The 14,143-nt window shown below is 45.1% G+C and carries 7 protein-coding genes; all 7 read left to right on the top strand.

Features of this window, described 5'->3' with window-relative positions:
• Positions 1-49: 49 nt before the first annotated feature.
• The 7 genes from T515_RS06985 (at position 50) to nifJ (ending at position 14,134) form a co-directional block, all read left to right on the top strand.
• Complete coding sequence (locus T515_RS06985) at positions 50-1,249, top strand: acetate kinase (RefSeq protein ID WP_036609183.1); 1,200 nt, start codon at positions 50-52, stop codon at positions 1,247-1,249.
• Positions 1,250-1,552: 303 nt separating this feature from the next.
• Positions 1,553-1,735 carry a 50S ribosomal protein L32 gene (gene rpmF, locus T515_RS06980; RefSeq protein WP_036609181.1) on the top strand — a complete coding sequence of 61 codons (183 nt, stop codon included), beginning with the start codon at positions 1,553-1,555 and terminating at the stop codon, positions 1,733-1,735.
• A gap of 305 nt (positions 1,736-2,040) precedes the next feature.
• A complete protein-coding gene (locus T515_RS06975; protein ID WP_036609179.1) occupies positions 2,041-3,282 on the top strand; it encodes a putative glycoside hydrolase in 1,242 nt (413 codons plus the stop codon).
• A 125-nt stretch (positions 3,283-3,407) separates the two neighbouring features.
• Positions 3,408-5,825, top strand: coding sequence for a leucine--tRNA ligase (leuS, locus tag T515_RS06970; protein WP_036609177.1), 2,418 nt, complete (start codon positions 3,408-3,410; stop codon positions 5,823-5,825).
• A 161-nt stretch (positions 5,826-5,986) separates the two neighbouring features.
• Positions 5,987-7,921: an excinuclease ABC subunit UvrC gene (gene uvrC, locus T515_RS06965; RefSeq protein WP_036609175.1), complete on the top strand. Its 1,935-nt coding sequence runs from the start codon at positions 5,987-5,989 to the stop codon at positions 7,919-7,921.
• Between the two features lie 243 nt (positions 7,922-8,164).
• Entirely contained in the window at positions 8,165-10,222 is a 2,058-nt protein-coding gene (locus tag T515_RS06960) for a VanW family protein (RefSeq protein ID WP_051671527.1), read from the top strand.
• Positions 10,223-10,606: 384 nt separating this feature from the next.
• Positions 10,607-14,134 (top strand): pyruvate:ferredoxin (flavodoxin) oxidoreductase, encoded by a 3,528-nt coding sequence (nifJ, locus tag T515_RS06955; RefSeq protein WP_036609173.1) that lies wholly within the window; start codon positions 10,607-10,609, stop codon positions 14,132-14,134.
• The last annotated feature ends 9 nt before the right edge of the window (positions 14,135-14,143 follow it).

The raw sequence follows: 14,143 nt of genomic DNA, 5'->3' as shown, positions 1-14,143 counted from the left end.
CTGTTTGTTTCTTTACGAAAGCTATTTATTTTATTTAGGAGAAAAACCAATGAAAATTCTTGTTTTAAACTGTGGATCTTCTTCACTCAAGTATCAGCTCATCGATATGCAGGATGAGTCAGTTCTTGCAAAGGGACTTTGCGAGAGAATCGGTATCGAGGGATCAAAGCTTACACATAAGGCTCCGGGTAAGGAGGATTTCGAGCTTGAGACTGCTATGCCTGATCATGGTGTAGCTGTTAAGCTTGTATTTGATGCTCTTACAGATGCTGCACACGGTGTTGTTAAGTCTGTTGATGAGATCGGTGCTATCGGTCACAGAGTACTCCACGCAGGAAAGAAGATCACAGAGTCTATCGTTGTTAATCAGGAAGTTAAGGATATCATCCGTGAGTGCTTCGACCTCGGCCCTCTTCACAACCCTGCAAACCTTCTTGGTATTGAAGCTTGTGAGAAGGTTGTACCGGGTAAGCCAAATGTTGCTGTATTCGATACAACATTCGGTATGACTCTTCCTGAGAAGGCATACTACTATGCAATTCCTACAGAGTACTATGAGAAGTACGGCATCCGTCGTTACGGTTTCCACGGAACATCTCATAACTTTGTTTCTCACGAGACAATCAAGTTCGGCAACCTCGATCCTGAGAAAGCTAAGGTTATCGTTTGCCACCTTGGAAACGGCGCATCTATTTCTGCTTCAATCGGTGGAAAGGGTGTTGATACATCTATGGGTCTTACTCCGCTTGAGGGTCTTATCATGGGAACACGTTCAGGTGATATCGATGCTGCAGTAGTACAGTTCATCGCTAACCATGAGAAGCTTTCAGTTGATGAGGTTCTTAATATTCTTAACAAGAAGTCAGGTGTGCTTGGTCTTTCAGGTGTTTCTTCAGACTTCCGTGATGTTGAAAAGGCTGCTGAAGAAGGCAATCACATGGCTCAGGTTGCTCTTGAGGCATTCCAGTACAGAGTTGCCAAGTACATCGGTTCATATGCAGCTGCTATGAACGGTGTTGATGCTATCACTTTCACAGCCGGTGTTGGTGAGAACGATAAGGCAACACGGAAGGCGATCGTAGAGAAGTACCTTGGATTCATCGGTGCCAAGATCGATGATGAGAGAAATAACGTTCGCGGCAAGGCTGCTCTTATTTCTTCAGACGATTCCAAGGTTAAGATCTTCATGATCCCTACAAATGAGGAGCTTGCTATCGCTCGTGATACACTTCGCCTTGTAGAGGCTTGATTCGGTGTATCTCCGCTGCTCCGGATTTATAATCCCGGGGCTTTGCGCACTTAAAAGGTATCCGTAAGGATTCCGGATGTTTAAGTTTATAATTATTATTATTCCGGCGAGATATTTCCCGCCGGAATTTTTGACCGTTTGCTCGAAAAATTATCCATGCAAAGCAAAAAATTCACTTGCAATTAATTGAGTAACGTGGTATTTTACATTGAGTGTGCAATCGCGAAATTCCATAGGGGTTTCGCTTGACATAAATTAACCGTTTGGATATAATTACCCGGGTATGACGAAGGAGGTGTAAGTATGTCAATTTGTCCTAAGAATCATTCATCTAAGGCTCGCAGAGATTCAAGAAGAGCTAACTGGAAGATGGGTAAGATGAACCTTGTAAAGTGTTCTAAGTGTGGTGAGCTTGTTATGCCTCACAGAGTCTGCAAGGCATGTGGATCTTACAACAAGCGTGAGATCGTTAAGGTTGAGGATTGATCTTTGACTTTTATTTAAGATATGAACCCTGAAGCTTCGGCTTCAGGGTTTTTTGTATATATCCCACTTTCTGAAAGAAAGCGGGATATATACAAAAAACCCAAGGTAAACCGGTAAAAAACCCTCTGAGTGGCGGGCAAAACTCATAAAAAGTTGTTAAATAGTAGGAAAGTGGTATAATATCCTGGTAATTTAACAAAAAAGTGCTGGGATTTCTTTGGGAAACTACGCGCAAGTAGTCAGCCCTGTATTAAAGATAAATTATAAAGGAAGCTGTATATCCTAAAAAAATACGAGGTTGGAAGATGAAAAAAGTATTAGCGATGATGGTTTTGCTGAGCCTCGTACTTCTCGGATGCCAGAGTCAGACGCCATTGGTCTACAATGTAAATAAGTCTGAAGAACTCAGACAGTATGAATCTGAATCCATAATGGAATCACAATTCGAGGAGTCGCTTGAACAGCAGAAAAATCTTGCGGAATCGGAGAGTCTGGCTCAGGCTCAGGCTGAGATATGGACTAAGAAAAAACCGGAAAAAGAAGCGGTAAAGGTCAAAGGCATTTACATCAGCTCCAAAGTTGCGGGATCTGCCACCATGCAGAAGATAATCGACAGGATAGATGCCACTGAGCTTAATGCGGTTGTTATAGATATCCTTGATGATAACGGGCGTATAGAATATGCCATGTCGGGAGATCTGATAAATGAGATCGGTTCAGCGGAACAGACGATTCCGGACATTCAATCACTGATGAAGAGCCTGAAAGAGCATAATATTTATTCTATAGCCCGTATAGTCACATTCAGAGACCCTTTCCTGGAAAGTGTTAAGCCGGAGTGGCTCAATCACAATGCTGATGGCACAGTGTTTCATGATAATTCCGGTATGACCTGGATAGATCCTTACAATAAGGATGCATGGGAATACAAGGTACAGGTGGCTGAGCAGTGTGCGGATGCCGGGTTTGATGAAATCCAGTTTGACTATGTTCGTTTCTGCACTGAGAAGGGGATGAACAATGTTGTCTATTCCGATGAAGAGACCGGAGGGATGGGGAAGACGGATATCATCACCGAGTTTGTGCGTTTTGCGTCTGACAGATTGGCTGCAAAGGGCGTGTTTATGTCTGCGGATGTTTTCGGAACGATCATAGGTTCTTATGTAGATACTGTTTCTGTAGGTCAGGATTATCCGGTTATGGCCGGAGCCGCTGATTATATGTGCCCTATGATATATCCGTCTCATTACGGAAACGGCAATTTCGGTCTGGACGTACCTGATATCCATCCTTATGAAGCGATCCTCGGAGCCTGCAATGCTTCCCAAAAGGATCTTGCTCTGGAGTATCAGGAGGGGGTTCATCAGGCGAAAGTGCGTCCATGGCTTCAGGGATTTACGGCATCCTATCTTTCTGCTTATATTCATTATGGTGCAGAAGAGGTAAGGCAGGAGATACAGGCGGTATATGATGCCGGGTATGATGAGTGGCTTATCTGGAATGCTTCCAATGATTATCCCTGGGATGCTTTCCTTCAGGCATCGTAGTTTAAGCGGAGTTCATGACTCCTATACAAAAGCGTCATATTTTATATTCTTTGACGTATTGATTCTTTCTGTTATAATAGTGATTTGTTGAAATGCAAGTTTAATTTCACAAGGGGAAATTAGTCATGAAGTATAATTTTAAAAAGATCGAGCCAAAGTGGCAGACAAAGTGGAACGAGGCACAGGCTTTTAAGGCTGTGGACTTTGACAAGCGTCCAAAGTGGTACGGACTTGTTGAGTTCCCGTATCCGTCAGGTGCAGGTATGCACGTTGGCCATATCAAGGCATATTCAAGCATAGAGGTTCTTGCTCGTAAGCGCAGGATGCAGGGATACAATGTTCTTTTCCCGATGGGATTTGATTCCTTCGGACTTCCCGCAGAGAACTATGCCATAAAGACAAATACACATCCTCATCTTATCACAGAGAAGAACATCGAACACTTCAAGGATCAGATGAGACAGGTTGGTTTCTCATTTGACTGGTCAAGAGAGATCGCCACATCCCATGCGGATTACTATAAGTGGACACAGTGGATTTTTCTTCAGCTTTTTGATAAGGGACTTGTGTTCAGAGCCAAGACTCTGGTAAATTACTGCCCGCACTGTAAGGTTGTTCTTTCCAACGAGGATTCTCAGGGAGGAAAGTGTGATATCTGTCACAGCGATGTTGTTCAGCTTCCGAAGGATGTATGGTATCTGAGAATCACCCAGTATGCCGATAAGCTCCTTAATGGTCTTGAAGGCGTTGATTATCCTGAGAGCATCAAGCAGCAGCAGGTTAGCTGGATCGGACGTTCTACAGGTGCGTTTGTGAACTTCCAGCTCACGGATGAGAAGAGCTTTGAGGCTCTCGACAAGCTTGAAATCTATACAACAAGATGCGACACACTTTACGGTGTTACATTCATGGTAGTTGCTCCTGAGCATCCTGCTCTTGATAAGTACAAGGATAAGATTACAAACTGGGATGAAGTTTTAAAGTATCGTGAGGATGCTGCCAAGAAGACAGAGTTCCAGCGTACACAGCTTGTCAAGGATAAGACCGGCGTAAAGATCGAGGGTCTCAAGGCTGTAAATCCTATCACAGGAAAGCAGATACCTGTATTCATTGCAGATTATGTAATGATGGGATACGGAACAGGTGCTATCATGGCGGTTCCTGCTCATGATCAGAGAGACTACGATTTTGCGAAGGCCTTCGGTGTAGATATAGTTGAAGTTATAAAGGGTGGAGACATTGAAAAGGAGGCCTACACAGGCGACGGAGAGATGGTGAACTCCGATATCCTTAACGGTCTTACAAATAAGAAGGATTCTATAGCAAAGATGCTTACTGTTCTTGAAGAGAAGGGCATCGGACACAAGGGAGTTCAGTACAAGATGAAGGACTGGGCATTTAACCGTCAGCGTTACTGGGGAGAGCCTATTCCTCTTATTCACTGTCCTGAGTGCGGCACTGTAGGCGTTCCTGTTGAGGAGCTTCCTCTGACACTTCCTGATGTTGAGAACTTTGAGCCCGGTACAGACGGACAGTCACCTCTTGCCAAGATTGACAGCTTCGTGAACTGCACATGTCCTAAATGCGGCGGCGCAGCCAAGAGAGAGACAGACACCATGCCTCAGTGGGCAGGATCCTCATGGTATTTCCTGAGATTCTGTGATGCCAACAATGACAAGGCATTTGCGGATCAGGAGAAGCTTAAGTACTGGATGCCTGTAGACCACTACAACGGCGGTATGGAGCATGTGACAAGACACCTTCTTTATTCAAGATTCTGGCACCAGTTCCTGTATGACAACAATCTTGTGCCAACACCGGAGCCATATGCAAAGCGTTCATATCAGGGACTTATCCTTGGACCTGACGGTGAGAAGATGTCAAAGTCAAAGGGCAATGTTATCGATCCTTTGAACATCGTAGATCTTTACGGTGCAGACACACTTCGTGCTTATGTTCTTTTCATGAGCGACTATACAGCAGCCGCTCCATGGAGCGACGAGGGAGTTCGCGGAGTTAAGCGTTTCCTTGACCGTGTTGCGGGACTTACTGATATCGCAACTCTTGAAAAGGAAGATCCGAGCCTTGAGTCAAAGCTTCACAAGACCATCAAGAAGGTTACCGATGATATCGAGCGAATGAAGTTCAATACAGCCATTGCGGCTCTTATGACTCTCATTAACGATTTCACAAAGGCCGGAGCTATCACAAAGGAAGATCTTGTTGTGTTCATCAAGCTTCTTCACCCATTCGCTCCTCACCTTACAGAGGAAATCTATGAGGAAATCGGCGGTCAGGGACTTCTTACACTTGCTGAGTGGCCGGAGTATGACGAAGAGAAGACAAAGGATGCGGTCATCAACATGGGTGTTCAGATTAACGGTAAGGTAAGAGGTAATGTTGATCTTCCTGCCGAAGCAACTCAGGATGATGCTGTTGAGGCTGCAAAGGCAAATCCTCAGATCAGCAAATTCTTCGAAGGAAAGAACATCGTTAAGGTGATCTTCGTTAAGGGCAAGATCCTTAACTTTGTAGTTAAGTAAAAAAATAGTTCATAAAATTTTCATGAGTGACCGGCACAAAGCCGGGGTCATGCGTGATATGATTGTATCCGTCGCAAAACCGGAATTCCGGCTTTGCGGCGGATATTGTTGTATATCCCAATTTTTATCCCATATTTCGAAGAAATGTGGGATGATGCAGAATGGAAAAGATATTAATGCGAGATAACAGTAAATTCAATTTTGACGAAGAACTGAAAAAACTGCCGGCGCTTCCGGGGGTGTACCTGATGCATGGCCCCAAAGACGAGATTATCTACGTGGGAAAAGCAAAGGTACTTAAAAACCGGGTAAAGCAGTATTTTCAGAAGTCCTATAAAAAATCAGTGAAGATCCAGCAGATGGTAAGTCTGGTGGAACGCTTTGAATATATAGTTGTGGATTCGGAACTGGAAGCTCTGATGCTTGAGAACAATCTCATAAAGGAGCATAAGCCGAGATACAACACTCTTTTGAAAGACGATAAAACATATCCTTATATCAAGGTGACCATGGAACAGTATCCGAGGGTACTGAAGGTTAGGAAGAGGGCTACGGACAAGGCGAAGTATTTCGGCCCCTATGCCTCCAATGATCAGGTGAATGAGGTTATCGATCTTATAAGAAGGACGTTTCATATAAGAAACTGCAATAAAGTATTTACCGAGGATTCACCGCTTCCTCAAAAATGTATGTATTATGACATACATCAGTGCGATGCGCCATGTCTCGGAAGACAGAGCAGGGCGGATTACAGGATTCAGGTGGATAAAGCCATAGATTTTCTGAACGGAAAATATGATGACATCGTAAAAGAGCTGAACAGGAAGATGATGAGAGCTTCCGACAATCTTGACTTTGAAACAGCGATAGAGATGAGAGACCTGATCAAATCCATCGAAGCCATTCAGAACAGACAGAAGATAGTGGCCTACGATTCCGGAGACAGAGACATCATTGGAATGCGGAGAGAGTTTTCCGACTGCGTTGTGCAGATATTCTTTGTCCGGGACGGAAAGATCATAGGAAGGGATCATCAGTTTGTAGACATTGACCAGGAAGAGACTGATGAGGAGATCCTGAATGATTTTATTGAGCAGTACTACAATGGAACTCCGTTTATTCCTCATGAACTCTGGATTCAGACAGAGCTTCCGGACAGGGATATCCTCGAACAGTGGCTGAGTAGGGAGAAAGGCAAAAAGGTAAGCATTGTCACACCTCAGATAGGCAAGAAGGAGAAACTGGTGGAGCTTGCCATGACAAATGCCGGAATCCTGATGAACCGTTACAGACAGCAGTATCGTGAGCAGGATGCGAAGTGTGCAAGGGCCATTAGGGAGCTGCAGGAGATTATGGGGCTTCCGAATCCGCCTCTTCGTATCGAATCCTATGACATTTCAAACACCATGGGAGCGCTGAATGTCGGTTCCATGGTGGTATATCAAAACGGTAAACCCAAGAACAATGACTACAGAAAGTTCCGCATCAAATCGGTTCAGGGTCCGGACGATTATGCCTCCATGTATGAGATGCTTACCCGCCGTTTTGAACATGGTCTTAATGAGATGAAGGAAAATGCCGCGGCCGGAAAGGACAACGAACTTGGATCCTTCTCTAATTTTCCGGATCTTATCTGTATGGATGGAGGCCGGGGGCAGGTCAATGTCTGCAAACAGGTACTGGAGGAGCTGGGCGTAAGTTCTGTAAAGGTCTGCGGTATGGTGAAGGATGATCATCACAGAACCAGAGCGCTGCTTTATGAGAATGAGGAACTTCCTGTCAGTGAGAACAGCGAAGCTTTTAAACTGCTTACCCGCATTCAGGATGAGGTTCACAGATTTGCCATTACATATCATCGTTCACTGAGAGACAAGAATCAGATCAAGTCTCTGCTTGACGAAATAAAGGGAGTGGGAGAAGTGAGGAAGAAAGCACTGATGAAGCGGTTCGGAGACATTGACCACATACGTGTTGCAAGTCTTGACGATCTTGTGAACTGCCCGTCAATGGATGATTATTCCGCAAGACAGGTTTATGATTTCTTCCATAATAATCCGAAGACTGCTGTGGGAACGCTGAAACAGGAAATGAAGTGAATTCCGGGGGGTGAAAAGAAAGGGACATACAGGGATTTGACCGGATAAAATAAAAAAATGATAATCCTTCTTACGTAATTCTGTCGCGTATTTAATAAAAATCACAATGTACAAACATTATTAATACTGATAAGATTATAAACATTGTGATACGTGGGAAAGCGGAGTACTGACATTCCAGGTATCATTTTTTGTGATAATCAGGTAATTTAATTAGATATATTGGTTTGGGGAGATGATCCTATGGCAGATAGATATGATATGGAGCGGACACGCTCGGCTTCAAGATCCCGTGGACAGTCACGTGCAAGAGGAAACCAGCATTCCGCTCAGAATGGTACAAGATATTCCGGCGGCAGGGCTTCCTCCGGTAGCAGAACTGCATCCGGCAACGGGGTAAAAAGAAATGACGGCTACTATGGAAGAAGACCCGGCAGCGGAGATTCGGGTGCCGGTTTGATCATTGCCGCTGCGGTGGCTCTGGTGGTTGTGGTCGGCGCTCTTGCAGTTGCGTTTAAGGGCGGTCTTATGGGTACGGCAGGCGGCTCTTCAGGGCAGGAGACTTCTGCGGCTGCTGAAACCTATGATCCAAACAGCATACATGATGATGTGTATCTTGATGTGAGCTCCTTTGCTTCCGGAGCAGAACTTCTGAATCTGAATGGAATGAATCGTGAGCAGGTCAAGAATGCTATCATGGATACATACGACTGGAAGCTCGTGGTTACAAATCCGAATCCGCTGATAGATGATTTTACCATGCCTGATCTTAATGCAGGGGAGACTGCGGAGGAAACTACGGGGGCAAAAACCTCTGAGGTAAGTGATAACGATGGATCCGAGCAGACTGCTGAGGTGGAAAGTCCATATTCCGGAATTACCATCAGGCCTGATTCCAGGACATTTGAGATTCCTGATCTCATTTCCGAAAAACTGGAAGAGATGATAGATCAGATTTTTGCGGATTATGAGTCAAAGAAGGCCCAGGAAACCGAGTCTTCGGCAAAGGGTAAAGAAGAAAGTAATGAGTCACAGGAATCTGCAGCGCCTGTAGCGGATTATGCATTAGCGCTTCCGGATTTTACGGCTCAGGTTACAGATTACATGACTCAGCTTGCGACTGTATGGAAGATGAATCCTAAAAACGGTGACATCACTTCCTATGATTCATCTACGGGAGAGTTTGTTTTCGGAGGATCTGTTGACGGATTCGAGATAGATGCAACTTTGACTGCCGAAAAGGTTATGAAGGCTTTGAAGGATCATAACTACAGCGCAAGCGTAGAGGCTGAAGGAAAGACGATTTCAGCATCTTTGAACTCTATTAAAGATAAGTATGAGATTATAGGTTCTTTCACCACAAAGACCACGGCCAATTCCATTCGTAATGGAAATATCAAGCTTGCTGCGGCTGCCATAAACGGAACAGTGCTTCAGCCCGGTGAGGAATTTTCATTTAATGAGGTAGTCGGTCAGCGTACAGCGGAGAAGGGTTATGGCGGAGCACCTGCCTATAATGAGGGTGAAGTCGTAACCGAGGTCGGCGGCGGAGTTTGTCAGGTGTCATCAACTCTGTACAATGCGGTATTCAGAGCGGGACTTACAACAACCTACAGACGTTCTCACACATTTGCGCCTACTTATGTGACACCGGGAACCGATGCTACTGTTTCATGGCCCGGACCGGATTACAAGTTTGTCAATAATTCCGATCACGCAATCGGTATCAGAGCCTGGTATTCCGACCAGACCATGAATGCCCAGATTTACGGAATCAGAATACTGCCTGAGGGCGTATCCTGGGAACTTGTATCCGAGAAGGCGGCTGATCTTCCGGTACCTGAGCCTCAACTCATTACAGAAGGAGAGCAGTCTGAAGGAACGGCCGGTTCCGAGTGGCAGGCATACAAGATAATTCACAATGCTGACGGAACAACAGAAAAGGTAAAGGATCACTATACTCACTACAGTGGTCATGCTCCAAAGCAGTATACTCCTGAAATTGCGGCATCCCTTGCTGCCGAATCCGCAGCCGCAGCTGCTACGGACGAGAATGGGGAGACCATTACGGGAACAGAGGAGGGAGATACTTCCTCCGAAGCCGAGACAGGGGGACAGGAATCTGAGCGGGATTCCGATCCAGATAATGAGCCTGAACCGGTACCGACTCAGGAACAGGTTCAGACTGAAGCCAATGCAGAAACCAATCATGATGCTCCTGAACTTCCGGGAATTAAGCCGGGAGACAGTGAAATAAGCGATGGACTGATAATAGGTGAGGGTCCGGTAGCCGGAAACTGATGGGGCTTTGTGCAAGTCTTTTCTATAAAAGAATATGCCGGGCTATAACTTAAAAACGTATATTTAAACATAAATGCCATATCTGACTTTTTTTGTCGGATATGGCATTTTTTTTCTTATGAGCAAAGAAAATTATGTCGATATATAAAGATGCGGGGCGGCTTTTTGGTAATAGATTTTGGTTTGTACATTATACACTGTATAAAATCTTTTTATATTTTTTGCTTTGTGCATTTTCGTTGTATTTTTTTGGGTACGAAAGTCGATTTCTTTGCATTTTATGGCGGAAATGCTATAATTTCATAGAGTATGATATCCTTTTTATAAGGTTCATATAATATAATCGCATTCATGTATTATATTCATTTTTTAGGAGGAATTCTTATGGCAAGAAAAATGAAAACCATGGATGGTAATCAGGCTGCTGCACATGCATCTTATGCATTTACAGAAGTAGCCGCCATCTTCCCTATTACCCCTTCATCAGTTATGCCGGAGCATGTTGATGAGTGGGCAACAGAAGGCAGAAAGAACCTTCTCGGCGAGACAGTACAGGTAACCGAGATGCAGTCTGAGGCCGGTGCTGCAGGTGCAGTTCACGGTTCACTTGCTGCAGGTGCTCTTACAACTACCTTCACAGCATCTCAGGGTCTTCTTCTTATGATCCCTGATATTTACAAGGTTGCCGGTGAGCAGCTTCCGGGAGTATTTGATGTATCTGCACGTGCACTTGCATCTCACGCTCTTTCCATCTTTGGTGATCATTCAGACGTTATGGCATGCCGTCAGACAGGTGCTGCTATGCTCTGCGAGTCTTCAGTTCAGGAAGTTATGGACCTTACACCTGTAGCACATCTTGCTGCACTTAAGGGTCGCATTCCATTCATCAATTTCTTTGACGGATTCAGAACATCTCACGAGATTCAGAAGATCGAAGAGTGGGATTACGAGGATATCAGAGACATGGTTGACTGGGAGTATGTTGACGAGTTCAGAGCTCGTGCATTAAATCCTAACCACCCTGTTGAGAGAGGTTCAGCTCAGAACCCTGACATCTTCTTCCAGGCACGTGAGGCATCCAACCCTTACTACGATGCACTTCCTGCAATCGTTCAGGAGTACATGGACAAGGTTAATGCCAAGATCGGTACAGACTATAAGCTCTTCAACTATTACGGTGCAGCTGATGCTGAGCACGTAATTGTTGCTATGGGTTCAGTAAACGATACAATCGAAGAGACAATCGACTACCTTGCAGCTCAGGGTGAGAAGGTCGGTGTAGTAAAGGTTAGACTTTACAGACCTTTCGCAGCAGATGCACTTCTTGCAGCTATTCCTGAAACTGTTAAGCAGATCACTGTTCTTGACAGAACAAAGGAGCCTGGTTCAATCGGTGAGCCTCTTTACCTTGATGTTGTTGCAGCTCTTCAGGGCAGCAAGTTCCAGGGTGTTAAGGTATTCTCAGGACGTTACGGTCTTGGTTCAAAGGATACAACTCCTGCACAGATCGTTGCAGTATACAAGAACGCAGACAAGAAGAGATTTACAATCGGTATCAACGATGATGTAACATATCTTTCACTTCCTATCGGACCGGCTCTTACAACAACTCCTGAGGGAACAATCAACTGTAAGTTCTGGGGTCTTGGCGCTGACGGTACTGTAGGTGCAAACAAGAACTCTATCAAGATCATCGGTGACAACACAGACATGTACGCTCAGGCTTACTTCGATTATGATTCAAAGAAGTCCGGCGGTGTTACCATGTCTCACTTAAGATTCGGTAAGAAGCCTATCAAGTCAACTTACCTTATCAAGAGAGCAAACTTCGTTGCCTGCCACAACCCTGCATACATGACAAAGTTCAACATGGTTCAGGAGCTTGTTGATGGCGGTACATTCCTCCTTAACTGCGTATGGAGCAAGGATGAGATCGCAGAGCACATCCCTGGCCAGGTTAAGAAGTACATGTATGATCACAAGATCAACTTCTACATCATCAACGGTGTAAAGATCGGTATCGAGACAGGCATGGGTCCTACTCGTATCAATACTATCCTTCAGTCAGCATTCTTCACACTTGCAGATATCATTCCTAAGGATATGGCAAACAAGCTTATGAAGGATGCAGCTCAGAAGACATACGGCCGTAAGGGTGAGGATGTCGTTAAGAAGAACTGGGCAGCTATTGATGCCGGTGCTAACGCATTCGAGAAGATCGAGATTCCTGCTGACTGGGCTAACGCACAGGATGAGGGACTTGAGTTTAAGGATAAGACAGAAGGCAAGAAGGAAGTTCTTGACTTCGTTAACAACATCCAGAACGCTGTATCAGCTCAGGAAGGTAACGGTCTCCCTGTATCAGCATTCAAGGATTATGTAGATGGTACAACACCTTCAGGTACAGCTGCATACGAGAAGAGAGGTATCGCAGTTAATGTTCCTAACTGGAATCCTGACAACTGTATCCAGTGTAACTTCTGTTCATATGTATGTCCTCACGCAGCTATCCGTCCATTTGCTTACACAGCAGACGAGGCAGCAGCAGCTCCTGCAGGAGATGTATGCAAGGATATGACAGGTATGCCTGGCTACAAGTTCGGTATCAAGGTATCTGTTCTTGACTGTACAGGTTGTGGATCCTGCGCAAACGTATGTCCTGGCATGAAGGGCAACAAGGCTCTCGAGATGAAGCCTATTGCAGAGGAGCTCGACAGACAGAAGTTCTTCGATTATGCTGAGAAGCTTCCTGAGAAGGAAGAAGTTGTTGCCAAGTTCAAGGAGACAACTGTTAAGGGATCACAGTTCAAGAAGCCTCTTCTTGAGTACTCAGGTGCATGTCCTGGATGTGGTGAGACACCTTATGCTAAGCTCATCACACAGCTCTTTGGTGACAGAATGTACATCGCTAACGCAACAGGATGTTCATCAATCTGGGGTAACTCATCACCTTCAACACCTTACACAGTAAATGCCAAGGGCCAGGGTCCTGCATGGGATAACTCACTCTTCGAGGATAATGCTGAGTTCGGTTACGGTATGTTACTTGCTCAGAACGCTATCCGTACAAGACTTAAGAAGGAAGTTGAGCAGCTTGCTGAGAAGGATGCATCTGTTAAGGATGTATGCCAGGAGTGGCTTGATACATTCTCAGTAGGTGCTACAAACGGTGCAGCTACAGATAAGCTTGTTGCAGCTCTTGCAGACAAGACTGATGATCTTTCAAAGGATCTCGTAAAGAATAAGGACTTCCTGTCAAAGAAGAGCCAGTGGATCTTCGGTGGTGACGGTTGGGCTTACGATATCGGATTCGGCGGACTTGATCACGTACTCGCTTCAGGCAAGGATATCAACGTAATGGTATTCGATACTGAGGTTTACTCAAATACAGGTGGACAGTCATCTAAGTCAACACCTACCGGTGCTGTAGCTCAGTTCGCTGCAGGCGGTAAGGAGACTGGTAAGAAGGATCTTCCTGGTATCGCAATGTCTTACGGCTATGTATACGTTGCACATATCAACATGGGCGGCGATATGGCTCAGACAGTTAAGGCTATTACAGAGGCTGAGGCATACCCAGGTCCATCACTCATCATCGCTTATGCTCCATGTATCAACCATGGTATCAAGAAGGGCATGGCTAAGGCTATGGATGAGGAGAAGCTTGCTCTTACAACAGGTTACTGGAACAACTTCAGATTCAACCCTAACGGTGGAGACAAGAAGTTCACTCTTGACTCTAAGGAGCCTAACTTCGAAGGATATCAGGACTTCCTTAAGGGCGAGGTTCGTTACCTTTCACTTGGTCTCAAGAACCCTGAGAGAGCTAAGGCACTCGATGAGAAGAATCAGGCTGAGTCAGAGGCTAGATATGAGCATCTTAAGAAGCTGAACGATCTTTACAATAACTAAAACTCAATA

It is taken from the genome of Oribacterium sp. P6A1 (assembly GCF_000702885.1).
Lineage (GTDB): Bacteria > Bacillota > Clostridia > Lachnospirales > Lachnospiraceae > Oribacterium.
The sequence above is the reverse complement of the archived record's forward strand: the minus strand, read 5'-3'. Positions and strand labels throughout refer to the sequence as shown.